The following is a 25,467-nucleotide window of genomic DNA, read 5'->3' as shown; positions in this document are numbered from 1 at the left end:
ATCAGCGCACCCCCACGCGGCGTCTCAGTTTCGGCATCCCGGCCGGGGCCTCCGGCAGCGGTTCGACGGCGGCGCGCTTGATGCGGCCGTCGGCGGAGTCCAGCCAGCGCACGACCGAGTCCAGACGGAACAACTCGGCGTCCACGGCCAGCGCGAACCCCAGGTCCGCGCCGTCGTCGTCTTCCTTCAGGTGGGTCCACTGCTGCATCAGCTCGACGAGATAGCGGCGGTGCACCTGGATCACCTCGTGCACGTCGACATCCGGAAGCCGCAGCGAAACCAGGACTTTGACGACGAGCTCGTCACGCGGCGGCAGACTCAGATCCGGAGGCGTGCGCAGCCAGGCGTCGAGCTCGCCCGCGCCCTCGGCGGTGATGCGGAAAGACTTCTGCGAGCCGGCGTCGCCGTCCCCGTCCTCGACGGGCTCGACGAGGCCGTCGCGCTCCAGGCGCTGGAGCGTGGTGTAGACCTGGCCGACGTTCAAGGGCCAGACCTCGCCGGTGCGGGCCTCGAACTCCTGGCGGAGTTGCAGGCCGTATTTCGGGCCCTCGCTGAGCAGGGCCAACAGGGCGTGGCGGAAGCTCATTCGGGTTCAGCGCTTCGCGGTCTCGAGCGTTCGCGGCAGTAGCATACTCGGTATACTACTGCGCGGAAGCGGGGGTGGGTCAAGGTGCTGCGTCAGTATCGGCGGGGATTCGGTGGGGATGCAGGCCTCTGTGATCCGGATCCACGCCCGCGAGAGCGTTTCGCTGGTTCACGATTCCGGTCGCGCGTTGTCCAGTGCTCCGCCGGGTGTCGGGGAGAGGCCATGAGCGTTGTATCCGAAGTACGTACGACCGGACGTCGACGTGTATTGCACCGCGAAGTGCGGACCCTTTTGTTCGTCATCGGACGCAGGAAGTCCGCGTAGGCCTGAAGCGGGTCGCCCTCAGCCCTCAGCCCTCAGCCGGCTCGTCCCCCGGCAGCAGGAAGTCCCGGATCAGCTTGTCCGCCTCCCGGAACAACGGCCGCACCACCTTGAACCGGCTCAGCCCGATCACCCGCGCGACCATCGGCGACGTCCGGTCGACCAGCTCCCGGGTGCGCCGGGCACCCGGTGAGCGGTCGTAGACCCAGAACAGGACGATCGCCATGTGGTGCATCCACAAGAGATCGGGCAGATTCTCCGCGATCTCCGGGGAGACCTTCGCCGTCGAGCCCCGCAGGGCGTGCCGGTGCACCGCGATCACCTTGTCGCGGGACGGCTTCGACTCCGGGGAGAAGGGGCTCAGGGGGGAGTTCGGGTCCACCGCGTTCTTCACGAACTGGGACGCGAACTCGCGGTAGGGCTCGGCCACGGTGATCCAGGTATGCAGTTCCACCGACAGCCGGGATGCCAGGTCGCGGTGCGGGCGCATGGCGGCCAGCGCCTGTTCGACGTGCCGGTCGGAGACCTCGTCGTAGAAGGCCTGGATCAGGTGGTCCTTGGAGGCGAAGTAGTAGTAGGCGTTGCCGACCGAGACGCCCGCCTCCTTGGCGATCGCTCGCATGGTGGTCTTCTCGTAGCCGTCGCGCTCGAAGAGGCTCAGGGCCGTTTCGAGGATCAGGGCTTTGCGCTCGTCGCCGCGGGGGGTGGTGTTCTCCACGCGGTCCCGGGCCGTGCCGATCTCACCATCGGTGCGCCCCGTTTGGGGCTCGCGCGGCTCGGCCATGCTCTCGTCGTCCTCCATCCGGTCGCGGCGCCGCGACGGCACAGGTCCCGTCGGCGCAGTCGCCGCCGGGCCCGGCGTCCGTCAGCGACGCGCGCAGCTTCGCCGCCACCAGCACCGCGGCGCGGGCCAGGGGCCGGCCGGCCGGGGTGGCGAGGCGGTAGGCGAGGCCGCGGTGCTTGGCCAGCGCCCACAGGCACGCTATCCAAGCCGCGTCGCCGGCGAAAATCTGGCCGCCGTCGCCGATCACCGTGATCTCGCTGAGCGTCGCTGCGTGGTCCAGGCCGGGGAACCGTTCGTAGGCGGCGGCCGAGCCGGCGGCGACGAACGCCAGCGGGACCAGCTGCCGCTGGCGGCCCAGCCATTCGCGCACCGCCCGGCACAGCCGGCAGTGCGGGTCGTACAGCACGGTGAGGCCGCGCACCGGACGCGCGGCCTGCGAGGTCGTCGGCACCGTCACCGTCACGCCTCGACTTCCGGCAGGAACCCGGTCGGCGGGATCGGCGGGATGACCGCGAAGTCGCGACGGCTGTTCGACCGGAGCTTGTTGAGCACGAAGACGTTGCCCAGGTGCATGCCGCCCAGGACCAGCAGCACGACGCCCTCCTTGACCGACAACCCCTCGAAGACCTGGCGCGCGGTCTCGGTCGTCGCCCCGCTCTTCAGGTACAGGCTCACGAAGCCCAGGTTCACCAGGTAGAACCCGACGACCAGCAGGTGGTTCACCGCCTCCGCCAGGTGCTCCGAGCCCGGGAAGACCTGCGCCAGGAACACCCGGCCGGCGCGGCTGAGCGTGCGCGCCACCCAGACGGTCAAGACGATGCTGATGAACAGATAGATCACGTAGGACAGGACTGTCAGGTCCATGGTTCCCCTCCAAGTTGAACACGTTCAACTTCCTCCGATACCGGAACCGTAGCAGCGGATTTGAACGCGTTCAAGTCATGCCGTCGACGTCCCTCCCACGTCCGCGCCGAGCTCCCGGGATATCCGCTGGCCGACCTGCGCGACCACCGACCCCAGCGTGCGCACCCGGGCCACCGTCATCCGCGACGTCAGGCCGGAGACCGACAGGGCCGCGGCGACCTCGCCGGTGTGGTCGAAGATCGGCGCGGCCACGCACCGGACCTCCGGCTCGTTCTCGCGGTCGTCGATGGAGTAGCCGCGGGCGCGGATGCGGGCCAGGTCCGCGCGGAGTTGGGACTCGTCGGAGAGGGTCCAGGCGGTGATCGGGCGCATCCCGGCGGCGACCACTTCCTGGACCGTCTCCTCCGGGAGCCACGCGAGCATCGCCTTTCCGCTGGCCGTGCAGTAGGCCGGGGCGCGGCTGCCGACTCGGGACGCCATGCGGACGTTGGTCTCGTTCTCGACCTTGTCGACGTAGACGATGTCAGGGCACTCCCAGACCGTCAGGTGCACGGTCTCCCCCACCTCGCGCTGGAGCTTGCGGAGGTGGTCCACGGCGATGCCGCGCAGGTCCAGCGTGGACAGGTAGGCCTGGCCGAGGCGGAGGGCGCCGTGGCCGAGGCGGAACCAGCCGGTCTCGCGGTCGCGGTCCAGCAGGTGTTCTTCGAGCAGGGGGCCGGTCAGGCGCAGCACGGTGCTCTTGTTCAGTCCGAGGTCTTCGGCCAGCTTGCCGAGGGGGACGCCGCGGCCGCTGCCGGCGTGTTCGCGGACGTATCCGAGGACCGCCAGCGCGCGCCGCAGCGACGACGACTGGTTGCGGTCTCCTGGAGCCGGCGGGGCTTGGCCGTCTTGTTCCGCCATCGCGTCATGTCCTCTCGGTTGCTGTGTTCGGCGCGGTCTTCGACACGCCATTTTGCTATGCAAAAGACTTGAAGCAAGCCCTTGTCCGGCCGCCGCCGGCCCGCCTAACGTCAGCCGGCATCGAGCCCTTCGGCGCTGCGCCGCACCGCTGAACTGGGCTGATCATCCCCGGCACCTGTCAAGGCCTGCCTCGGCCCCGATCAGCGCGGAGGTTCACTGTGCACGGCTTCGTCCATTGGCTGCAGCACGACACCGGCGGCCTGCTCACGCTCTGCGGATGCTCCATAGCCCTGCTGCTGTTCCTCATCATCAAGATCAAGCTCGAACCCTTCATCGCCCTGATCGCCGCCAGCCTGGTGCTCGCGCTGGCGGCCGGGCTCCCGGTCTCGACGATCGTCGGGACCGCGCTGGTCAGCAACAAGTCGTTGCTGGAGACCGGATTCGGCTCGATCCTCGGCCACAGCGCGGCGATCATCGGGCTCGGCACGATCTTCGGCGCGCTGCTCGAGCGCTCCGGCGGGGCCGACGTGCTGGCCGCGCGGCTGCAGGCGGCCTTCGGGGAGCGGGGCGCGCCGCTGGCGATGGGGCTGACCGGCCTCATCTTCGGCATCCCGGTGTTCTTCGACGTCGGCATCTTCGTGCTGGCGCCGCTGGTCTACGTCGCGGCCCGGCGCGGCGGCCACTCGCTGGTGGTCTACGCGCTCCCGATGCTCGCCGGCCTGTCGATGACGCACGCGTTCCTGCCGCCGCACCCCGGCCCGGTCGCCGTCACCGGGCTGCTCGGCGTCAGCCTCGGGTGGATGCTCATCATGGGGCTGATCTGCGGCCTGCCGGCGTTTCTGGTGGCCGGGGTGGCGTGGGGCAGCTGGATCGGCAAGCGGGTGATCATCGCCGTGCCCGAGATGGACGGCCGGAGTGGCGATGGCGATCAGGTGGCCGCGCTGTCGGAAGAGGCCGCCGTGGAGACAGACGCAGCAGTGGGGCGCAAGGCTCCGCGGTTGTCGATGATCATCGGTCTCATCGCGGTGCCGTTGGTGCTGATCCTCGGTGCGACGTTCGGGACCGTCTATCTGAAGAAGAGCTCGGCGCTGCCGGTGCTCACGTTCCTCGGCACCCCCTCGGTGGCGCTGACCATCGCCGTCCTGCTGGCCTTCTGGCTGCTCGGGACGCGGCGCGGATTCAGCCGCGCGGAGCTGGCCGAGCTCAGCTCGAACTCGCTGCGTCCGGTGGCGATGATCCTGCTCGTGATCGGGGCGGGCAGCTTCTTCGGCGCCGTGATCACCGCGACCGGCGTCGGCAAGGCCCTGTCCCAGTCGCTGACCACGGCCGGCCTCCCGCTGATCCTCCTGGCCTACGTCATCAGCTGCGGCATGCGCCTGGCGCAGGGGTCCGCCACGGTCGCGATCGTCACGACCGGCGGCATCGTCGCGCCGCTGGTGGAGAAGGGCCATTTCGCACAGCCGCACATCGCGCTGATCGCGGTGGCCATCTCGGCCGGATCGATCATCGCCTCGCATGTGAACGACGGCGGGTTCTGGATCGTCTCGCGGTACTTCAACATGACCGTCAAGGACACGCTGCGGACGTGGACCGTGCTGGAGACGATCCTGTCAGTGGTCGGATTCACCGCAGCAGGGCTGCTCAGCCTGGCGATCTGATATCGCCACGCCACGCCACGCCGTCCGACATGCGGGCAGCCTGGTCCGTCCCCTGGAACCGCCCTACAGTGAAAGAGCAGTCGGTTCGCCGATGTCATCCAGACATCGGCGGCGTAAGAGGGAACCCGGTGGAATTCCGGGACTGCCCCGCAGCGGTGAGTGGGAACGACCGCCGTCATCAGCACTGGGCCCGCGAGGGCCTGGGAAGCGACGGCCAGTAGGAGTCGGCCTTTCCCGGCCGGCGTGCCCGCGAGTCCGAAGACCTGCCACTGCCCGCGCGCGACCGTGCGCGGAGATCTCGGTGACCTCGAGGGCGGGTCGACGGACAGCAGCGGACGAGCCGGGCCGCGACAGCGCCCGGGCCCGGTCTGCGACGCCACCCCTTCGCGCCTTCGTCCCCTTCCGGGATCGCAGGAGAACTGCTCGCGAAGGAGAGCGTCTTGACCCGCAAGACCACCACCAGGACGACAGCCGCACGCGCCACCGTGTACGGCTACCCGCGCCAGGGCTGCAACCGGGAGCTGAAGAAGGCCGTCGAAGGGTACTGGCACGGCCGCGTCAGCGCGGAAGCGCTGCACCAGACCGCATCCGACCTGCGACGGGAGAACTGGCGCCAGCTCGCCGAGGCCGGCATCGACGAGGTGCCCAGCGGCGACTTCTCGCTCTACGACCACGTCCTGGACACCAGCGTCATGGTCGGCGCGATCCCGCCGCGGCACCGGGCCGCCGTGGCCGCGAATCCGCTCGACGGCTACTTCGCGATGGCCCGTGGGACGCAGGACACCGCGCCCCTGGAGATGACCAAGTGGTTCGACACCAACTACCACTACCTGGTCCCCGAGCTCGGGCCCGACACCGTCTTCACCGCTGATGCCGGCAAGCAGGTCGCCGAGTTCAAGGAGGCGACGGCGCTCGGCCACACCGCGCGGCCGGTGCTCCTCGGCCCGGTCAGCTACCTGCTGCTGGCCAAGCCGGTGCTCGGCGCCTCGCCGCTGTTCGAGCCGGTCAACCTGATCAACCGCCTGCTGCCGGTCTACGCCGAGATCCTCGCCGACCTGCGCGCCGCCGGGGCCCAGTGGGTCCAGCTCGACGAGCCCGCCCTGGTCCAGGACCAGCCCGAGGAGATCCTGCGCACCGCCGCGCGCGCCTACCTCGACCTCGGCCGCCTCACCGACCGGCCGAAGATCCTCGCCGCCTCCTACTTCGACCGGCTCGGCGCGGCGTTGCCGGTGCTCGCGCAGGCCCCGATCGAGGGCCTGGCGCTGGACTTCACCGGTCCGGCCGCCGCGAACCTGGACGCCCTGGCGGCGATCGGCGGCCTGCCGGGCAAGCGGCTGGTGGCCGGGGTCGTGAACGGCCGCAACGTGTGGATCAACGACCTCGCCGCCTCGCTGTCGACGCTGGGCACGCTGCTCGGTCTGGCCGACCGTGTGGACGTCGCGGCCTCCTGCTCGCTCCTGCACGTGCCGCTGGACGCCGAGGCCGAACGCGGCCTGGACCCGCAGATCGCCCGCTGGCTCGCCTTCGCCCGGCAGAAGACCGCCGAGCTCGCCGTGCTGGCCCGAGGCCTGTCGCAGGGCACGGACACGATCGCCGCCGAGCTCGCGGCCAACCGGGCCGACCTGGCCTCCCGGGCCGGATCGGCGGTGACCGGTGACCCGGAGGTACGGACACGCGCTGCATCCGTTACGGACGCTCACATCCACCGTTCCCAGCCGTACGCCGAACGCACCGCCGCCCAGCGGGCCCGGCTGGCGCTGCCACCGCTGCCGACGACCACGATCGGCTCGTTCCCGCAGACCGACGAGCTGCGCGCGGCCCGGGCCGGCCTGCGCGCCGGCCGCATCGACGACGCCGCCTACCGGGAGCGGATCGAGGCCGAGATCCGCGAGGTCGTGGGCTTCCAGGAACGGGTCGGGCTCGACGTCCTGGTGCACGGCGAGGCCGAACGCAACGACATGGTCCAGTACTTCGCCGAGCAGCTGGTCGGCTATCTGGCCACGCGGCACGGCTGGGTCCAGTCCTACGGCACCCGCTACGTCCGGCCACCGATCCTGGCCGGCGACATCTCGCGCCCGGCCCCGATGACCGTCCGCTGGACGAGCTACGCGCAGTCGCTGACGGCCAAGCCGGTCAAGGGCATGCTCACCGGCCCGGTGACGATGCTCGCCTGGTCCTTCGTCCGCGACGACCAGCCGCTCGCCGACACCGCCCGGCAGGTGGCCCTCGCGCTGCGCGACGAGGTGGCCGACCTGGAGGCGGCCGGGACCGCGGTGATCCAGGTCGACGAGCCGGCGCTGCGCGAGACGCTGCCGCTGCGCGCCGCCGACCGTCCGGCGTACCTGGCGTGGGCGACCGAGGCGTTCCGGCTGGCCACCGCCGGCGTCCGGCCGGAGACGCAGATCCACACGCACATGTGCTACGCCGAGTTCGGCGACATCCTGGCCGCCATCGACGACCTCGACGCCGACGTCATCAGCCTGGAGGCGGCGCGCTCGCACCTGCGGGTGGCCGGCGAGCTGGCCGCCGCCGAGTACCCGCGCGAGGTCGGGCCCGGCGTCTACGACATCCACTCGCCGCGCATCCCGAGCGCTTCGGAGGTGGCCGAGCTGCTGCGGACCGGGCTCCGAGCCGTTCCGGCCGACCGGTTGTGGGTCAACCCGGACTGCGGACTGAAGACCCGCGGCTGGCCGGAAGTGCGGTCCGCGCTGGCCCATCTGGTCGCGGCCGCCCGAGGCGTGCGCGAGGAGGTGACTCCGAGGCCGTCCGGCGTGTCGCTCGCCACAGCCGAAGAGCGTTGACGCGGCGGCACGGCCTCCGGCATCGTCACGGACAGACATCCACATAACGAGACCACGGTGCGCGGGACCCACGGCCACAGCACGTCCGAGGGACGGCTGGAAGTCCGGAGGACCTGCGCGCCGCACCCGATCCGAAGGTCAGGCGAGCTGGCCCGTGGTCTCCGTAGCCCGGGGCGAGGCACCCCACGAGGAGGCCTGCACATGACACCGTCGGCCACGCAGTTCCCGGCGGCGGATCGCGAGCAGTGGCAGCGTCTGGTAGCCGGGGTCCTGGCGAAGTCCGGCAAGCAGGGCTTGGACGGCGCCGCCGCCGAGGCCGCGCTGAGCACCCGGCTCGACGACGGCCTGACCGTCCTGCCGCTGTACACCGCCGGCGAAGCGCTCCCCGAGCCGGGCCCGCCGGGGTTCGCGCCGTACGTCCGGGGCACCCGGCCGCAGGGCGCGGTGCTCGACGGCTGGGACATCCGGCAGTACCACGCGGATCCGGACCCTCGGCGGACCAACGAGGCCGTGCTGGCCGACCTGGAGAACGGCGTCACGTCGGTCTGGCTCGAAGTCGGCGAGCGCGGGACGGCGATCGACGCGCTGCCGACAGTGCTGGACGGCGTCCTTCTCGACCTGGCCGCCGTCGTCCTCGACGCCGGAGCGGACTTCCGCGAGGCGGCGCGCCGGTTGTTCGCGCTGTACGACGAGCGCGGCCTGCCTGCCGGATCGGCCGGCGCCGGCAGCAACATCGGCGCCGATCCGCTCGGGCTGCTGGCTCGCACCGGCTCCGATGCGCAGACCGAGGAGCTGCTGCGGTCTGCGGCCGAGCTGGCCGTCGACACCGCGCGGGACCGGCCCGGTGTTCGTACCCTGATGGTGGACGCCCTCGCCTATCACGACGCGGGGGCCACCGCGGCGCAGGAGCTCGGCAGCGCCCTGGCCACGGCCGTCGCTTATCTCAGGGAGCTGACTGCGGCCGGACTTTCGGTGCCGGCCGCGGCGGCGCAGCTGGAGTTCCGCTTCGCCGCGACCGCCGACCAGTTCCTCACCGTCGCCAAGCTCCGCGCCGCCCGACTGCTGTGGGCCCGGGTCCTGCAGGCCAGCGGATCCCCCGAGGCGGCCGGCGAGCTGCGGCTGCACGCGGTGACCTCGTCGGTGATGATGACCGAGCGCGATCCGTGGGTGAACATGCTGCGCACCACGGTGGCCTGCCTGGCGGCGGGCGTCGGAGGCGCGCAGTCGGTGACGGTGCTGCCGTTCGACGCCGCCGTCGGCCTGCCCGACGACTTCGCCCGCCGCATCGCCCGCAACACCCAGTCGATCCTGCTGGACGAGTCGCACCTGGGCCGGGTCGTCGACCCGGCCGGCGGGTCCTGGTACGTCGAGCAGCTGACGCGCGACGTGGCGCGGGCCGCCTGGAGCTGGTTCCAGGAGATCGAGCGCGCCGCGGGTCTGCGCGAGGCGCTGGCCTCCGGACTGGTCGCCGAGCGGATCGGCGCGGCGTGGGAGAAGCGCGGCAAGGACATCGCACGGCGCCGCGAGCCGATTCTGGGCGTGAGCGAGTTCCCGCACCTCGGTGAGGAGCGGCTGGTCCGGCCGGCGGCGCCTGCTCCGCGCGGCAGCGGGTTGCCGGTCGTGCGGCGTTCTGAAGCTTTCGAGGAGTTGCGCGCGCGATCGGATGCGCAGCTCGCGGCGAGTGGGACGCGTCCGAGGATGGCGCTGATCGGGCTGGGTACCGAGGCGGTGTATTCGGCACGGTCCTCGTTCGCGGCGAACCTGTTCCAGGCCGGCGGCATCGAGACGGTTGTCGTGCCGGTACCGAACGGGGCAGGCAGCGATGCCGGTATCGACGCCGGTATCGACGCCGAAGCCCTGGTCAAGGCGCTCGCCGACAGCGGCGCGCGAGTCGCCTGCCTGTGTTCCAGCGACGCCGTGTACGCCGAGCAGGCAGCCGCCGCGGCCGGAGTTCTCCGCGAGGCCGGGATCGGCCGGGTCTCGTTGGCGGGACGGCCCGGCGAGCGGGAAGAGGAATACCGGAGCGCCGGTATCGACGAGTTCGTATATGTGGGCTGCGACGTGCTCGCCGCGCTGCGTGCCGCCTACGCCGAGATCGGAGCGTCCTGATGATTCCCGACTTCTCCGAGGTGGACTTCGAGGACCCGGCCGCCGCCCCGGCGGCTGCGGCCTCCGAGGCGGACTGGCGCGCGGCCTGGCGCGAGGAGACCGGCAAGGATGTCGAGGAGGCGTTGTGGGAGACGCCTGAGGGCATCACGGTCAAGCCGCTGTACACGGCCGCCGACCTGGACGGGCTCGACTTCCTGGACACGTATCCCGGGATCGCGCCGTATCTGCGCGGGCCGTATCCGACGATGTACGTGAACCAGCCGTGGACGGTCCGGCAATACGCGGGCTTCTCGACGGCCGAGGAGTCCAACGCGTTCTACCGGCGCAACCTCGCGGCCGGGCAGAAGGGCCTGTCGGTCGCCTTCGACCTGGCCACGCACCGCGGCTATGACAGCGATCACCCGCGGGTCACCGGCGACGTGGGGATGGCCGGCGTCGCGATCGACTCGATCTACGACATGCGGCAGCTGTTCGACGGGATCCCGCTGGACAAGATGTCGGTGTCGATGACGATGAACGGCGCGGTGCTGCCGATCCTCGCGCTGTACATCGTCGCCGCCGAGGAGCAGGGGGTCGCGCCGGAGCAGCTGGCCGGGACCATCCAGAACGACATCCTCAAAGAGTTCATGGTCCGCAACACCTATATCTATCCGCCGCAGCCGTCGATGCGGATCATCTCCGACATCTTCGCGTACACCTCGCAGCGGATGCCCCGGTACAACTCGATCTCCATCTCCGGGTACCACATCCAGGAGGCCGGGGCCACGGCCGACCTGGAGTTGGCGTACACGCTGGCCGACGGCGTCGAGTATCTGCGGGCCGGTTTGGACGCGGGGCTGGATGTCGACGCGTTCGCGCCGCGGCTGTCGTTCTTCTGGGCGATCGGCATGAACTTCTTCATGGAGGTCGCGAAGCTGCGGGCGGCGCGGTTGCTGTGGGCCAGGCTGGTCAAGGACTTCGACCCGAAGAGCGCCAAGTCGTTGTCGCTGCGCGCGCACTGCCAGACCTCGGGATGGTCGCTGACCGCGCAGGACGTGTTCAACAACGTGACCCGCACATGTGTCGAGGCGATGGCTGCCACGCAGGGCCACACGCAGTCGCTGCACACGAACGCGCTCGACGAGGCGCTGGCGCTGCCGACGGACTTCTCCGCGCGGATCGCCCGGAACACGCAGCTGCTGCTGCAGCAGGAGTCGGGGACGTGCCGCGTCATCGATCCGTGGGGCGGCAGCGCGTACGTCGAGCGGCTGACGCACGACCTCGCGGAGCGCGCGTGGCAGCACATCCAGGAGGTCGAGGCGGCCGGCGGGATGACGGCGGCGATCGATGCCGGGATCCCGAAGCTGCGAGTCGAGGAGGCGGCGGCGCGGACGCAGGCGCGGATCGACTCCGGGCGGCAGCCGGTGATCGGCGTGAACAAGTACCGGGTGTCGGGCGGCGACGAGATCGACGTCCTGAAGATCGACAACGCGCAGGTGCGGGCGCAGCAGGTGGAGAAACTGCGGCGGCTGCGGGCCGAGCGGGACGAGGCGGCTTGCCAGGACGCGCTGCGCGCGCTGACCGCCTCGGCGCGCGCCGGGGCGCAGCGTGACGGATCGCTGGAGGGCAACCTGCTGGCGCTGGCGGTCGACGCGGCGCGGGCGAAGGCGACGGTGGGCGAGATCTCCGAGGCGCTGGAACAGGTTTACGGACGGCACTCCGGGCAGATCCGGACCATCTCAGGGGTCTACCGGGACGAGGCCGGGGCCGGCGGGCCGGTCGCCGAGACGCGGGCGCTGGTCGACGCCTTCGCCGAGGCCGAAGGCCGGCGTCCCCGGATCCTGGTGGCGAAGATGGGGCAGGACGGGCACGACCGGGGGCAGAAGGTGATCGCCACGGCGTTCGCCGACCTCGGCTTCGACGTGGACGTCGGCCCGCTGTTCCAGACGCCGGCGGAGGTGGCGCGGCAGGCGGTGGAGGCGGACGTGCACATCGTGGGCGTCTCTTCGCTGGCCGCCGGGCACCTCACGCTGGTGCCGGCGCTGCGCGCGGAGTTGGCGGCGGCGGGGCGGGAGGACATCGTCATCGTGGTCGGGGGTGTCATCCCGCCTCAGGACTTCGAGGCGCTGTACGCCGCTGGCGCGGCCGCGGTGTTCCCGCCGGGGACGGTGATCCCCGACGCCGCACGGGACCTGGTGCGGGAGTTGGCCCGGACGCTCGGGCACGAGCTGTGACCGTGGCACCTCGGGATCCGCGGTACTTCGTGGAGGGAGTGCGGTCGGGGTCCCGGGCGGTGATCGCGCGGACGATCACGCTGCTGGAGTCGACGCGCGCCGATCACCGGGTCCTGGCTCAGGAGGTGCTGACCGCGCTGCTGCCGTTCTCGGGCGGCGCGGTGCGGGTCGGCGTGACCGGCGTTCCGGGAGTGGGCAAGTCGACGTTCATCGACGCGCTCGGGACGTTGCTGACGGGGCGGGGACACCGGGTCGCGGTGCTGGCCGTGGACCCGTCTTCGACCCGGACCGGGGGCTCGATCCTGGGCGACAAGACGCGGATGGAGCGGCTCGCCGCCGATCCGGCCGCGTTCATCCGGCCGTCGCCGACGTCCGGGACACTCGGCGGCGTCGCGAAGGCCACGCGCGAGAGCATCGTGGTGATGGAGGCGGCCGGGTACGACGTGGTGCTGGTGGAGACGGTCGGGGTCGGGCAGTCGGAGACGGCGGTCGCGGCGATGGTGGACACGTTCGTGCTGCTGACGCTGGCGCGTACCGGCGACCAGCTCCAGGGGATCAAGAAGGGCGTGCTGGAGCTCGCCGACCTGATCGCGGTGAACAAGGCCGACGGCCCGCACGAACGCGATGCGCGCGCCGCCGCCCGGGAACTGGCCGGGGCGCTGCGGTTGCTGCGTACCGGCGATTCGGCTGCGGACGCGGCGTGGAATCCGCCGGTGCTGACGTGCAGCGCGCTGGAGGACAGCGGGCTGGCGGAGCTGTGGGAGGAGATCGGGCGGCACCGCCGGATCCTGGAGGCGGCCGGGGAGTTGGCGGCGCGGCGGCGGGATCAGCAGGTGGCCTGGGTGTGGAGCATGGTCGAGGACCGGTTGCTAACGCGGTTGCGGGAGGATCCGGGGATTCGGAAGCTTGCGCCGATGGTGGAGGAGCGGGTGCGGGCCGGGGCGATGACGGCTACGAACGCGGCGGAGGAGATCCTGGGGGCTTTTGATCGGTCGGTGCTCGAGGGCTGATTTGCCCGACGTCGTTGTCAGGCGGTCGCTGTCGTCGCTGCCGCCACCGACGATTCGGCGGCGCGTCGGTACCAGCGCTCGACGTCCACGCCGACGATCAGCAGCCACAGACACAGCGAGCCCTCGCCGATCGGCGCGGGAATCTGGATCCAGGGGCCGAGGTGGCTCGTGACGCCCGGGGCGATCATGGCCGTGAAGCCGCCGACGAGGTAGGCCAGGCCGTCGATCGTCAGCAGGATGCCGATGGACTTCGGCATGAAGGTCGATCTGCGGACCAGGTAGGCGACGCAGAGGATGTCGAAGCCGTAGAAGATCCCGTAGATGCTGTAGTCGACCGAGGACAGGTCGCCCGGCAGGTGTTCCAGTGCCTGCATCTGCGCGGCCGGGAGGGCGCCGGTGTAGGTCTGGCCGTGCAGGAGGGCCAGGGGCGTGAACTCGTTGACGATGCCGGCTGTCTCGACGGCGGTCGCGACGAGGGTGAAGAACACGTCCAGCAGCGCCAGGCGCCGGTTCACGACTTTGAAGAGTTCGTAGAAGAGCAACGCCATCGGAACGTTGGTCAGCGTGACCACGACGTGGGCCGCCAGGCTGAGGCGGTAGAGCGTCTCGTGGGTCTGGATGTTGTGCGCCGTCTTCGCCAGGTCGGAGACGAACAGCATGCTCGGTACCAGCCCGATGGCGAACGCGCCGAGGACGATGTTGACCAGGTAGAGGGCGCCGGCGCTGCGCGCGAGCTGGCGCGGGGTGGCGCCGGTGAGGAGATCCGATGCTGGCCTCGGTGCCGAGGCGCTGGCGGTCATACCGGATATCGAGCCACTGTCAGAGTGCTGGGTCAATGGGTCGCGGACGATTCCTCACTCCCTTTGGCAACCACCACACAGGGCCGAACGTCCATGCGAATGTGTCACCCGTAATCAAGCCATGATCCTGGGGAGAGTGCATGTCCAAGCAGTACCGCCGGCGGCCGTTGGCGCTGTCCGCGATCGTCACCGCGTCCCTCACGGCCGGCATGGGGCTGGCCGCCTCCGACGCGAACGCGGTGAACGCCGGGCCCGCCGACAGTGCTCTGACGGTCAGTGACGGAAGCTCCACGCTCCTCATCGGGGGGACCGCGAGCACGCTGCCGACCACCGCCACCGATGTCACGTGGGCACCGAACGGCAGCCGCATGGCGTATGTGGACAAGAGCGGGAACCTGGTGTCCGCGCGGGCCGACGGCAGCGACGTCCGGCTGCTGTCCAAGCCCCAGCCCGGTGCGGTGTTCTCGCACCCGACCTGGCTGAACAACGGTGCGCAGGTCGCCTACGCCGAGGCCGACAACGGGGTCTTCGGCTCGATCAGGACCGCCGAGGCCGACGGCTACGGCAAGCCGGTCAGCGGCGGTACGGACGCCTCGTTCGGCGGCGAGATCCCGGCGACGAACGACGGCGGAGCCGACTCCTCTCCGGACGGGTTCTCCGCCCCGAGCGGAGTTCACGACTACCTGAACGGCGACCATGTCGTCTACCAGCATTTGCCGAAGGGCGGAGGCGCGCCGGAGATCTGGGTCGCGGACCCGCACACCCAGCCCGTCGGCTTCAAGGTCGCCAACGGCTCCCAGCCCACCGTCTCCCCGGACGGGAACCTCGTCGCGTTCGTGAATCCGGCCGGCCAGATCGCGGTGATCGACCTCCGGGCGGCGATCGATTCCAGCGGCCTTCGCGCGCCGAAGGTGCTGACCTCGGACTCGTCGCACAAGCAGCACCCCACCTTCTCGCCCGACGGGTCCCGGATCGCGTACGAGGCGTTCGCCCCGGGTAGCGGCGGTGCCGCGGATGTCGCCAAGGACGTGGAGTCCATCCCGGCGGCGGGCGGAAGCGCCACCGTCGAGTCGGCCAGGCCCGGCGTGCCGTCGTACCGTCCGGCGACCAAGACGCACGTCGTCCGGCTCGCGGGCGCCGACCGGAGCGCGACGGCCATCGCCACCTCGCAGGCGGTGTGGGCCAGCGCCGGGACGTCCGACCACACCCGCTCGCAGGCCACGGCCGTGGTACTGAGCCGCTCCGACCAGTTCGCCGACGCCCTCGGCGGCAGCGCGCTGGCCGCGCACCAGGGGCCGCTGCTGCTCACCTCGACCACCGGGCTCGACCCGGCGGTGCGCAACGAGATCGTCCGGGTGCTGGGACCGGCGACCGCCTCTTGGCGGCCCACCGTCTATGTCCTCGGCGGAGAGCAGGCGCTGTCCCCCGCGGTGGCGAAGGCGGTCGCCGACCTCGGATACACAGTGACCCGCCTCGACGGCCCGGACCGCTACGCGACCTCGGTGGCGATCGCCAAGGCGATTTCCCCGCACCCCTACCAGGTCCTGGTCGCCACCGGCAACGGCTACGCGGACGCCCTCTCGGCGGGCGCGGCGGCGGGGGCGGCCGCCGGGCCGTCGGTGGTCGTGCTCACCAACGACAAGACGATGCCGCCGGAGACCGCGGCGTACCTGAAGTCGGCGGGTGCCTCGACGGCCACCGCGGCGCCGGCCATCATCTACGAGATCGGCGGCCAGGCCGTGGCCGCGACCAAGGGCCTGTGGCCGGCGTACGGCAGCCCGGGGAGCCCCTCCATGGTCGTCCCGCTGGCCGGGACCGACCGCTACGAGACCTCGTTCCTGGTGGCGCGCGCGTTCTTCGGCGTGGACACCCCGCAGGTCGGCGTCGCGACCGCGCTCAACTGGCCGGACTCGCTGTCCGGCGGCGCGGTGATGGGGCACGCGTACGGGCCGCTGCTGCTCGTGGACCCGAAGACCGGTCTCACGCCCGAAGAGAAGCAGTGGGTGTCGGCGAACTCCGGCGGGCTGGGCGACGCGGTGATCTTCGGCGGTACCGCGGCGGTGACCGGCACGGAGGAGGCGCAGCTCGGGAGCACGATCGCCGGACCGGGCGGGTTCGACAGCGTCACCGATCCGGCCGCGATGCCGTAGTTCCACGGAGCAGAAGCAGAGCACACACGCAGCTGCCGATGCGACAACGGGGTGACTGAAGGCGGCCGGCGCTCGAACGGGAGCGTCGGCCGCCTTGTGGTCGGCGGGACGACCACGAAGCCCTACCGATCCGCTCCCCGATCCGTTCCCCGGTCGACGCCGCGATCCCCGCCGTCGATCGCCCGCCGATACCGCGCGATGACCCGCTCCAACGCCGCCGCCAACTCTGGCGCGTCCACCACTTCGAAGTCGGCTTCGAGCATCCCCAGATACAGCGCCAGGCGATCGGGATCGTCGGAGCCCGGCTCGAAGGCACAGCGGTCGGCGGCCAGTTCCTCGATCTCGATCGGGGTCGGGATGCGGGCCCGTACATGGTCGGCGGACGCGTGCACGATCACCCGCGCCGTGTAGCGCCACGGCGCGCGGGCGACGCCGCTGTCGACCCGCGTGGCGATCTCGCTGTCGGGCGGGGTGGGGCGCGGGGTGAAGCGTGGTCCGGGCGGTCCGGTCGGGCTGATGCGATCGGCGCGGAAGGTGCGCCAGTCCGCGCGCTCCAGGTCCCAGGCGAACAGGTACCAGCGTTGGCGGCGGTGGACCAGGCGGTAGGGCTCCGTGGTGCGACGGGTCGGGGTGGCGGAGTGGGCTTCGTAGTCGAAGCGGAGGGCCAGGTGGTCGCGGCAGGCGAGGGCCAGGGTCGTCAGGACTTCGGCGTCCACGGCCGGACCGCGGGCCGGGACCGGGAGCGCGTGGGAGGCGAAGGATTCGACGCGGTGGCGCAGGCGGGTCGGCAGGATGCTCTGGAGCTTGGCCAGTGCGCTCAGTGAGGTCTCCTCGATGCCCATGACCGCGCCCCCGGCCGCGATCCGCAGGCCGAGCGCGACGGCCACTGCCTCGTCGTCGTCCAGCAGCAGCGGGGGCAGCGCGGCGCCGGGGCCGAGGCGGTAGCCGCCGGCGACGCCGGGCCGGGCCTCGACCGGGTAGCCGAGCTCGCGCAGGCGCTCGACGTCGTTGCGCACGGTCCGGGTGGTCACGCCGAGCCGTTCGGCGAGTTCGGTGCCGGTCCAGTCGCGCCGGGCCTGGAAGAGGGACAGCAGGCGCAGCAGCCGTGCCGAGGTCTCCAACATTCTTGAACCGTATCCGGGATAGCGGAACGGACCTTTCCGCATTCGTTCCTAGGCTCGCGTCAGAGGCGATCGACCCCGGTCGATCGGTGGACCAGCAGACCAAGCGTCGGATGGAGACCCTGATGAGCACCGAGACCGTGATGAGCACCGAGGCCCCGATGAACACCGCGATCCAGCCCTTCCAGATCGCGATCCCGCAGACCGAGCTCGACGACCTCCACGCGCGGCTGGCGAACGCCCGCTGGGCCGCGTCCGTGCCCGGCGCCGGGTGGGAGCGCGGGGTGCCCGTGGACTATCTGAAGGAGCTCGCGGAGTACTGGCGGACCGGCTTCGACTGGCGGGCACAGGAGAAGGCGCTCAACGCCCTCCCGCAGTTCGTGACCGAGATCGACGGTCAGCGCGTCCACTTCCTGCACGTCCGGTCCGCGCGCCCGGACGCCAAGCCGCTGCTGCTCACGCACGGCTTCCCCAGCTCGGTCGCCGAGTTCCTGACCCTGATCGAGCCGCTGGTCGCCCCGGAACGGGACGAGGACCCGGCGTTCCACATCGTCGCGCCTTCCCTTCCCGGCTATGGGTTTTCCACGCCGCTGGCCGCGCAGGGCTGGACCCTGAGCCGGACCGCGCGCGCCTGGATCGAGCTCATGCGCCGGCTGGACTACGACCGCTACGGCGTGCACGGCGGCGACATCGGCAGCGGCGTATCGGGAATGGTCGCCGGGTACGACGCCGAGCACGTCACCGGGGTCCACGTGACCACCGACCCGCTGACCGCGGCCAACGTCGCCACCTTCCTGCCGGGCCTGGCCGACCGCCTGGACCCCGCCGATCCCGTCGACGCGCTGGCGCTGGAGCGGATGACCGCGTTCCGGAAGGAGGGGTCGGGCTACCTCGCCATCCAGAACAGCCGGCCGCAGACCATCGGCTACGGCCTCGTCGACTCGCCGGTCCTGCAGCTGGCGTGGATCGCGGAGAAGTTCGAGCAGTGGACCGACCTGCCGATCGACCGGGACCATTTGCTGACGACCGTGAGCCTGTTCTGGTTCACCGGCGCCGGGGCGTCGGCGGCCCACACGCTCTACGACCAGTTCCACTCCTCCGACTGGGGCGCCCCCTCCCCCGTGCCGCACGGCTTCGCGGTGTTCGGCGCGGATCCGACGGTCCGCAAGCTGGTTCCGACCCCGGCGGACGCGCACTGGAGCGAGTTCGAGCGCGGGAGGCACTTCCCGGCGATGGAGTGCCCTGATGTGCTCGCCGCGGATCTGCGGGCGTTCTTCGGGCCGCTGGTCTGAGGCGGGAGGGAACGCGGATCCGTGCCGCGCCCCATCTGATGGGACGCGGCACGGGTTGAGGCTCAGCTCTCGGGCTCGGCCAGGGACTGCGTCACCAGGTGCGCGAACTGCGGGGTCATCACCAGGGCCTTGAAATCGAAGTTCGGCGACGATTTGGAGGATGGCTTTCCGATGTCGCCTGCGCTTGCGGTCATCAAGAAGGACTTGGTGCCGTCCAGGATGAAAATCCCGTAGCCCTTGTCACCCTTGTTCATGAAGTCGCCGGTGCCGAGGCCCAGCGTGGCCTTCATCCCGTTGGGCAGAGTGACCTGTTCGCCGGAGATCGGCTTCATGTCCACGCGGCGGTACGCGCGGATCATCACCGACGAGATGCTGCCATCGGAGCTGACGACTCGATACAGATTCGGAGTCATGTGCGGCATGTAGCCGGCCGGGACGACGAACGCGGGGTTCTCGTAATCCGGCCAGTCGGGATTGGAACCACTGGGCTGCGAGAAGAAGCTGATATCCGGCGTGATCTCGTAGGTGGGCAGCAGCGCGGACAGGGCCCCTTCATAGCGGCGGCAGGCGTCGCGCTCGGCCTGCTGCTGGTCGCGCAAGTCCTTCGGGGCGGAGGCCGCCACGGTCAACTCCGAGTCCGGGCAGGTCTTCCAGCGCGCGAAGACGTCGGCCATCGTCACCGGGCCGGACTTCGTCGAGCTGCCACTGGAGGCCGGTGAGGCCGCCGAGCTGCCGCCGAAACCCAGGGTGCCGACGATCACCGCGGCGCCCACCACGGCCGCGGCCGTGCCGCCGGCGATCCCGGCGTGGCGGGTGCGGCGCAGGCCGACGCTCTTGGCGCGGGCCGCGGCACCGGTGCCGGCCAGGTGCGTCCAGTCCTCGGGGCGCGTGGCTTCGATGAAGACTTCGTTGTCAAGCATGGGATTCCTCCGTTGCCAGAACGTCCGTGTGCCAGTCGGCGAGAAGGACCGCGAGGGCGGCGCGGCCGCGGGACAGCCGGGCCTTGACCGTGCCGGGGGCCACGCGGAGTTCGCGGGCCACGTCCTCGACCCGCATGTCGTTCAGGTGGTGCAGGACCAGGGCGACGCGCTGGGATTTGGGCAGTCGCGCCAGTGCGTCGCGCAGCGCGACGGCGTCCGGGGACGGCTCCGGGGCGTCCGGCGGCGCGCCGTGCTTGCGCAGGGCCTTGACCCCGGACTTCCAGTGCCGCCAGTGCGAGACCGCCATGCGGTACGCCGTGGTCTTGATCCACCCGACCGGGTCGCCGCGACCGTCGGTCAGCGAGTCCCACCGCAGCCAGGCCTTGGCGAAGGCCTCCTGGACGCAGTCCTGGGCCTCGGCGAGATCACCGATCATCAAATAGAGCTGGCCGACCAGGCGCGGCGCGTTCGCCGCGTAGATGAGGTCGAAGTCTGTGGCAGCCGACTCCGTGTGTTTCCCCGTCATGCCGCTCCCCTCCCTTGCCGATGTGTCGAGCGCTGTACGCCTGGGCGTCCGCGCACGGTTGCATCGGCTTGGGAACTCAGGAGTCGAAGACCATCTCGGTGACGATCCCGGGCATCACGGCGCGGATCGGGTAGACGACGGTGGCGTGGCCGCGGTGGACGGTGCCGCCGGCGGTGACGGTGAACGTCACGTCCTGGCCGTAGGCGCTGGTCTGCCGGGAGGTCACCTTGACCGACTTCGGGTCGAGCGTGCCGTTGTAGGTGAAGGCCCGGGACAGCGCGGTCCAGTCCGAGTCGTCCAGGTCTCCCGGGTACAGCACGGCCGTGCCGTCCGCGCCGCGGTGGTTCCAACCCGGCTGGTCGGGCGCCAACGGCCGGTACCGCATCGGGTGGCGCCAGTCGGCGTAGAGGAGGAAGGCGGAGCCGGCACCCTTGGCCATCTTCTCGGCCTCGGTGAACTCCGAGGACAGGACGGCCTCGGCGGCGATGGTGTGGTCGGGAAGCGAAGCGTGCGGATCGCCGGCCAGGGCCGCGGCGGCGGCGGGAGCCGTGGGCACGGCGCCGGCCATGGACTGCGAGCCGTGCGTCGCCGACCATCCGACCAGGACGGCCAGGCCGACGACCGCCGACGCGCCGAGGACCGGGATCCGGCGCGGGCCGCGCTGCCACCAGGTATCGACCGCGGGGAGCCGGTCCGAGCGGAGCGTCCCGTCGCCGACGACGCCGCCGCGCAGCGAGGCCGGGGCCAGGTGGTGGAAGAGCGCCCCGACCGCGAGGCCGGCCACCGGAAACATGATCGACTCGTACCGCATGTCGGAGGGCTCGATGCCGGCGATCATGATCACGTAGGTGCCCGCGATCGCCCCGAGCAGGAGCCCCGAGACGATGTCGGTGAAGCGGATCAGCGCGAAGAGCAGGGCGCCGGCGAGCAGGACGGACAGCGCTCGGTCCCCTTGCACCGTGCTGAGGACGTCGTAGCGGGTGATGGTCCAGGCGATGTGCGTGGGATCCGAGGTCACCTGCGACATCTGGGAGCCGGCCCCGCGACCGGAGATCTGGCCCTCCAGCAGGTGGACGAACACGGTCGTGCCGGCGACGATCGCCGAGGGCCACAGCCAGTCGTTGCGCCACCGGCGGGACCGGCCGCGTCCGGGGAACACCGTCGCCCAGGCCCAGGCGAAGAACGCCATGACGGCGGCGGTCGGCATCACCTGGCGGCTCAGTTCCAGCAGCACGGACAGCAGCACGAGCAGGACCAGGTTGTGCGCGCGGGCCCGGCGGCCGAGCGGGAGATTCAGCAGGATCAGCGCCAGGACGGCGATCGCCACCGGATCGGTGACCGCCTCGGCCAGGTTCATCATGAAGCCGCACGCGCCGAGGACGGCGCCGGCGGCGAGGGCGGCGGTCGGGCCGTAGAGCCGCTGGACCAGGCGGGCCACGGCCCACAGCATCACCGCGAAGGCCACCATCGAGGCGATCGGCATCCCCTCGCCCAGGCCGAAGACCAGGACGAACGGCGCGGCGAAGAAGGGGTAGAGCATGCGCGACTGGACCATCAGCCAGGTCGGGTCGCTGTGTGCGAAGTACCAGGACTCGGCGATGTTCCCGCCGTCGGTCCACTGCTTCGTCAGCGCGTGGGCGTCGCTCCAGCCCAGGTCGCGGAGCGTCATGGTGACGTAGTAGCGGCTGTCCGGCGGGAAGGAGTGGGCCAGCCAGTGCAGGCGGGCGTAGTAGCCGAAGGCCAGTGGGGCGAGGAGGAAGAGCAGGACCGCGGCGTTGACGCCGAAGATGTCGCGGCGGACCAGGCGGTCGAAGGTCGCGGCGAGGCGGTTGTCGCGGCGGCGGGGGTCGGAGGCGGCCAGGTCTTGGTCGGGGGATTCGGGGTTGGGGGATTCGGGGTCGGGAGAGTCCGACGCCTCCCGCGGCTCTGGCACTCCCGGCGACTCCGGCACGTCTGACGTGTCTCGCGTGTCCGGCGTGGCTGGCAGCAAAGGTTCGGGCGCAGCAGTGAGCTCAGTCTCAGACATAAATCCCCGCCCCACCTCGGCCCCTGTTCCGTGGCAGGAAGGTACCACGCGGCATTGGCGCAAGGCCCCGAGGACAACGTCTGGACAGCGGAACGCGACGGCGCCCGGGATCCCATGATCGGGGTCGCGGGCGCCGTGGTCGTGCGCCGTGGTCGTGCGCTGCGGGTATCTCAGGCCAGGCCGAGCTGCTTGGCGATGACCGAGCCCTCGGCGTAGCAGTCGAAGCGCTTGATCTTGCCGTCGACGAGTTCGAAGACGTCACAGCAGGGGGCGTCCATGCGCTTGCCGGTCGGCGGGACGGTGCCGGTGGGGAGCTCCAGCGGGCCGGTGTGGGTGCCCTGGAGGCGGAGCTGGACGATGACCATGTTGTCGACGACGTAGAACTTCTCGAGCTCGCGGTGCATGTCGGGGAACGCCTTGGCGTAGACCTCGACGGTCAGGCCGAGTTCGGCGGGGCCGCGGTAGGTGTGGGGGATGGATTCGTCGGTGAAGGTGCCGTCCTCGGTGAAGGCGGCGCTCCAGCCGGCGACGTCCTGGTCCTCGGCGACCTGGTAGGCGGCGCGGATGATCTTCTCGTTCTCGTGCATGGCGTTCGCTCCTTCGGGGGTGGTTGACTGTGCGCTTTTACTTGATTTATCAAGTGATTGGTCATGCGTGAGCGAGGCCGGCGTGCATCTCCCACACCAGGATCTCGGCGGGTTCGGTGGCGCTGATCCGTTGGCCGCCGGTGGCGGTGAGGCGTGCGGCGTCGCCGGCGGTGAGCGGGCCGGCGCCTTCGAGGTCGACGGAGCCGCGGGTGACGTAGAGGTGCAGGTACGGGGCTTCGGGGAGCTGGACCGAATGTCCGGGGACCAGGCGTGCCGCGTGCAGGGCGGCGTCCCGGTTCCGGATCCGGATCGCGGTCTCGGCGGCGTGCCGGGGACGGCCCGAGGCGACGGTGACCAGGCCGCCGGCGAGCAGGTCGTGGTCGATGTCGAGCTGTTCGTAGCCGGGGGTGACGCCGGGCTCGTCGGGGACGATCCACATCTGGACCAGGTGGACCGGGTCCGAGTGCAGCGCGCTGCCGAGGCGCCAGGAGTCGTTCTTCTCGGAGTGCATGATGCCGGTGCCGGCGCTCATGCGCTGGGCCAGGCCCGGGTAGATGATGCCGGAGTTGCCCTCGGAGTCCTGGTGGACCAGGGCGCCTTCCAGGACCCAGGTGACGATCTCCATGTCCTGATGGGGGTGCGTCTCGAATCCGGCGCCGGGGTTGATGGTGTCCTCGTTGTGGACCAGGAGGAGCCCGTGGTGGGTGTTGGCGGGGTCGTACGGTTGGCCGCCGATCCAGAACGAGTGGCGACCGTGGAGCCAGGACAGGCGGGTTTCCGTGCGGTCGGCGGCGCGGCGGACGTCGATGGCGACCATGATCAAGCCCTGACGGTCTTCAACGCCCGGGCCCAGGACTCGACCTGGTCGAACTGCGTCTTCATGGCCTGCTCGTTGCGCGGGTCCGGGGTGAACGCGCCCGCCTCGTCGAAGTCGGTGAACACCGAGAACGACAACTGCTGGTGCACATGCGCGATCTTGACGGCGGACAGGATCCCGCGCAGCTGCTCGACGGCGCGCGTGCCGCCGACCGTGCCGTAGGCGACGAAGCCGGCAGCCTTGTCGTTCCACTCGGCGTAGACGTAGTCGATCGCGTTCTTCAACACGCTGGGGATGGAGTGGTTGTACTCCGGCGTGATGAAGATGAAGCCGTCGTAGGACCCGATGGTCTCGGCCCACGCCTTGGTGTGCTCGCCGACGTACTGCCCGAAGGACGGCGGCAGCGGCTCATCCATGTGCGGCAGCGGATAGTCGAGCAGATCAACCAGCGAGTACTCAACCCCGCTGCGAGCCTTGGCGCGCGCCATGACCCAGTCCGCGACGACCTCGCCCCGCCGACCCGGGCGGGTGCTGCCGAGGATGACGGCGATTCGCAGGTCGCTCATGGTGGTCTCCTTCGAGAGGACTTGAAGCTTCATGTCATTGTCGGGGGGTTTCCCGAGCGGGTTGTGCTGACAGGAGTAAATCTAGCGCTGATGACATGAACATTCAAGTGATAGTTGGGAAGTTGGGGCTGAGCTGGGGACGGAGTCTCGGCGCGAGGCCCAGCTTGCGGCTCGGAGCCCGGAGGCAGCGCGGCTGGGCTCGGGGTGACTGGGTGCGGCGCGGTGCGATTGGCTCGGGGCGACGCGGCACAGCTCGGCATGGGACGGCTCGGCTCGGCATAAATCGGCTCGCCCCGGCGCGGTGCAGCTTGGCGCGGTGCGGTGCGGTGCGAGGCGGATCGGCTCGCTGCGGCTTGGCGCGATGCGGCGCAGCTTGGTGCGGCGCGGTGCAGCTTTGGTGCGGTGCAATGCGGCTTGGCTGGGCCCGGCGCGGGGCAACTCGGTGCAGTGCGGCTTGGCTCGGCCCGGCGCGGGGCAACTCGGCGCGGCGCGGCTTGGCTCGGCTTGGCTCGGCGCGGCGCGGGGCAACTCGGCGCAGTGTGGCGCGGCTTGGCTCGGCGCGGTGTGGCGCGAGGCAGATCGGCTCGGTGCGGCTGGCGCGATGCGGTGCGGCTTGGTGCGGTGCGGCGCGAGGCAGATCGGCTCGGTGCGGCTGGCGCGATGCGGTGCGGCTTGGTGCGGTGCGGCGCGAGGCAGATCGGCTCGGTGCGGCTTGGCACAATGCGGGGCCACTCGGTGCGGTGCGGCTTGGTGCGGCGCGGCTTGGCTCGGCGCGGTGCAGCTTGGTGCGGTGCAGCGCGAGACAGATCGGCTCGGTGCGGCTGGCGCGATGCGGCGCGGCGCCACCGGCACAGCGCGGTGCGGGTCAGCGGGCGGGCGAGTCGATCCGGCGCAGGATGCGCTCGGCGTCTTGGCCGAGGCGGCGTAGGCGTTCGGGTGACAGGTTGTCCACGACCAGGTGGCGGACGAAGGCTACGTGGGCCGGTGCCGCCTGCTGCATGGTGTGCATGCCGGCGGGGAGCAGGATCGCGTTCGTGAAGCGGCCGTCGGTGGGGTCGGGTTCGCGGCGGATGTAGCCGCGTGCTTCTAGGCGCTTGGCCATGTGGGACAGGCGGGAGAGGGACACTGAGGCCTCTTCGGCGAGTGTGCTCATGCGCATTGTCCAGTCTGGTGCCTCGGCGAGCATGGCCATCGTCATGTACTCGACCATGCTCACGTCGGCGTCGCGTTGGAGTTGGCCGTCGATGGCCCAGGGGAGGCGCGTGATGAGGCGGACCACGGACAGCCAGGAGGAGAGTTCGTTTGCGCTGAGCCAGGGAGCGGCGTTGCTGGCGGCGGCATCGGTGGATGGTGCGGCTTGCTCGGCTATCGGCGGGGCGGTCATGCGATGAGTTTAGCCTTCAAGTCATTGCTGCG

Annotated in this window: 21 protein-coding genes and 1 riboswitch; of the genes, 7 read left to right on the top strand and 14 right to left on the bottom strand. The window is 70.9% G+C overall.

Features of this window, described 5'->3' with window-relative positions; translation table 11 throughout:
* Position 1: 1 nt before the first annotated feature.
* The 5 genes from ABH920_RS12725 to ABH920_RS12705 all read right to left on the bottom strand — a co-directional run bounded on the left by ABH920_RS12725 (position 2) and on the right by ABH920_RS12705 (position 3,455).
* Positions 2-586: a PadR family transcriptional regulator gene (locus ABH920_RS12725; RefSeq protein ID WP_370349132.1), complete on the bottom strand. Its 585-nt coding sequence runs from the start codon at positions 584-586 to the stop codon at positions 2-4.
* 349 nt (positions 587-935) lie between these two features.
* Entirely contained in the window at positions 936-1,691 is a 756-nt protein-coding gene (locus ABH920_RS12720; protein WP_370349131.1) for a TetR/AcrR family transcriptional regulator, read from the bottom strand.
* Positions 1,648-2,148, bottom strand: coding sequence for a DCC1-like thiol-disulfide oxidoreductase family protein (locus ABH920_RS12715; RefSeq protein ID WP_370349130.1), 501 nt, complete (start codon positions 2,146-2,148; stop codon positions 1,648-1,650). Before ABH920_RS12715 ends, ABH920_RS12720 begins: the two co-directional genes overlap by 44 nt.
* Positions 2,149-2,150: 2 nt before the next feature.
* Positions 2,151-2,555, bottom strand: coding sequence for a hypothetical protein (locus ABH920_RS12710; protein ID WP_370349129.1), 405 nt, complete (start codon positions 2,553-2,555; stop codon positions 2,151-2,153).
* A 75-nt stretch (positions 2,556-2,630) separates the two neighbouring features.
* Positions 2,631-3,455, bottom strand: a complete 825-nt coding sequence (locus ABH920_RS12705) for an IclR family transcriptional regulator (protein WP_370349128.1) — start codon at positions 3,453-3,455, stop codon at positions 2,631-2,633.
* Between the two features lie 218 nt (positions 3,456-3,673).
* Here ABH920_RS12705 and ABH920_RS12700 point away from each other — a divergent pair, with 218 nt between their 5' ends.
* From ABH920_RS12700 to meaB, 5 genes are all read left to right on the top strand, one after another.
* On the top strand, positions 3,674-5,113 hold the full coding sequence (locus tag ABH920_RS12700) for a GntP family permease (RefSeq protein WP_370349127.1): 1,440 nt from the start codon (positions 3,674-3,676) through the stop codon (positions 5,111-5,113).
* A 64-nt stretch (positions 5,114-5,177) separates the two neighbouring features.
* Positions 5,178-5,399, top strand: a riboswitch (cobalamin riboswitch).
* A 154-nt stretch (positions 5,400-5,553) separates the two neighbouring features.
* A complete protein-coding gene (metE, locus tag ABH920_RS12695; RefSeq protein WP_370349126.1) occupies positions 5,554-7,914 on the top strand; it encodes a 5-methyltetrahydropteroyltriglutamate--homocysteine S-methyltransferase in 2,361 nt (786 codons plus the stop codon).
* 201 nt (positions 7,915-8,115) lie between these two features.
* Positions 8,116-10,023, top strand: coding sequence for a methylmalonyl-CoA mutase family protein (locus ABH920_RS12690; protein ID WP_370349124.1), 1,908 nt, complete (start codon positions 8,116-8,118; stop codon positions 10,021-10,023).
* Positions 10,023-12,236 carry a methylmalonyl-CoA mutase gene (scpA, locus tag ABH920_RS12685; protein WP_370349123.1) on the top strand — a complete coding sequence of 738 codons (2,214 nt, stop codon included), beginning with the start codon at positions 10,023-10,025 and terminating at the stop codon, positions 12,234-12,236. The genes ABH920_RS12690 and scpA overlap by 1 nt, the downstream gene beginning before the upstream one ends.
* Before the next feature lie 2 nt (positions 12,237-12,238).
* A complete protein-coding gene (gene meaB / locus ABH920_RS12680) occupies positions 12,239-13,246 on the top strand; it encodes a methylmalonyl Co-A mutase-associated GTPase MeaB (protein ID WP_370349500.1) in 1,008 nt (335 codons plus the stop codon).
* Positions 13,247-13,263: 17 nt separating this feature from the next.
* Here meaB and ABH920_RS12675 read toward each other — a convergent pair whose 3' ends face one another.
* Entirely contained in the window at positions 13,264-14,046 is a 783-nt protein-coding gene (locus ABH920_RS12675) for a DUF4386 domain-containing protein (RefSeq protein WP_370349122.1), read from the bottom strand.
* Positions 14,047-14,186: 140 nt separating this feature from the next.
* Between ABH920_RS12675 and ABH920_RS12670 the strand changes: the two genes are divergently transcribed.
* Complete coding sequence (locus tag ABH920_RS12670; RefSeq protein WP_370349121.1) at positions 14,187-16,196, top strand: cell wall-binding repeat-containing protein; 2,010 nt, start codon at positions 14,187-14,189, stop codon at positions 16,194-16,196.
* A 122-nt stretch (positions 16,197-16,318) separates the two neighbouring features.
* Here ABH920_RS12670 and ABH920_RS12665 read toward each other — a convergent pair whose 3' ends face one another.
* On the bottom strand, positions 16,319-17,320 hold the full coding sequence (locus ABH920_RS12665) for a helix-turn-helix transcriptional regulator (RefSeq protein ID WP_370349120.1): 1,002 nt from the start codon (positions 17,318-17,320) through the stop codon (positions 16,319-16,321).
* Positions 17,321-17,442: 122 nt separating this feature from the next.
* Here ABH920_RS12665 and ABH920_RS12660 point away from each other — a divergent pair, with 122 nt between their 5' ends.
* Positions 17,443-18,609, top strand: a complete 1,167-nt coding sequence (locus tag ABH920_RS12660; protein WP_370349119.1) for an epoxide hydrolase family protein — start codon at positions 17,443-17,445, stop codon at positions 18,607-18,609.
* Positions 18,610-18,671: 62 nt separating this feature from the next.
* On the opposite strand, the gene ABH920_RS12655 is transcribed toward ABH920_RS12660, so the two are convergent.
* The 7 genes from ABH920_RS12655 to ABH920_RS12625 all read right to left on the bottom strand — a co-directional run bounded on the left by ABH920_RS12655 (position 18,672) and on the right by ABH920_RS12625 (position 25,435).
* Positions 18,672-19,529, bottom strand: a complete 858-nt coding sequence (locus ABH920_RS12655) for a hypothetical protein (RefSeq protein WP_370349118.1) — start codon at positions 19,527-19,529, stop codon at positions 18,672-18,674.
* Complete coding sequence (locus ABH920_RS12650) at positions 19,522-20,055, bottom strand: SigE family RNA polymerase sigma factor (RefSeq protein ID WP_370349117.1); 534 nt, start codon at positions 20,053-20,055, stop codon at positions 19,522-19,524. The genes ABH920_RS12655 and ABH920_RS12650 overlap by 8 nt, the downstream gene beginning before the upstream one ends.
* 76 nt (positions 20,056-20,131) lie before the next feature.
* Positions 20,132-21,988: a hypothetical protein gene (locus ABH920_RS12645; RefSeq protein WP_370349116.1), complete on the bottom strand. Its 1,857-nt coding sequence runs from the start codon at positions 21,986-21,988 to the stop codon at positions 20,132-20,134.
* A gap of 263 nt (positions 21,989-22,251) precedes the next feature.
* Positions 22,252-22,668, bottom strand: a complete 417-nt coding sequence (locus ABH920_RS12640; RefSeq protein WP_370349115.1) for a nuclear transport factor 2 family protein — start codon at positions 22,666-22,668, stop codon at positions 22,252-22,254.
* 61 nt (positions 22,669-22,729) lie between these two features.
* The gene (locus ABH920_RS12635) at positions 22,730-23,485 is read right to left on the bottom strand and encodes a pirin family protein (RefSeq protein ID WP_370349499.1); all 756 of its coding nucleotides are present in this window, start codon (positions 23,483-23,485) and stop codon (positions 22,730-22,732) included.
* A gap of 2 nt (positions 23,486-23,487) precedes the next feature.
* Entirely contained in the window at positions 23,488-24,051 is a 564-nt protein-coding gene (locus tag ABH920_RS12630; protein ID WP_370349114.1) for an NADPH-dependent FMN reductase, read from the bottom strand.
* Positions 24,052-24,916: 865 nt separating this feature from the next.
* The gene (locus tag ABH920_RS12625) at positions 24,917-25,435 is read right to left on the bottom strand and encodes a MarR family winged helix-turn-helix transcriptional regulator (protein ID WP_370349113.1); all 519 of its coding nucleotides are present in this window, start codon (positions 25,433-25,435) and stop codon (positions 24,917-24,919) included.
* Between the last annotated feature and the right edge of the window lie 32 nt (positions 25,436-25,467).

It is taken from the genome of Catenulispora sp. EB89 (assembly GCF_041261445.1).
Taxonomy (GTDB): Bacteria; Actinomycetota; Actinomycetes; order Streptomycetales; family Catenulisporaceae; genus Catenulispora.
This window is presented reverse-complemented; position numbering and strand designations above follow the sequence as displayed.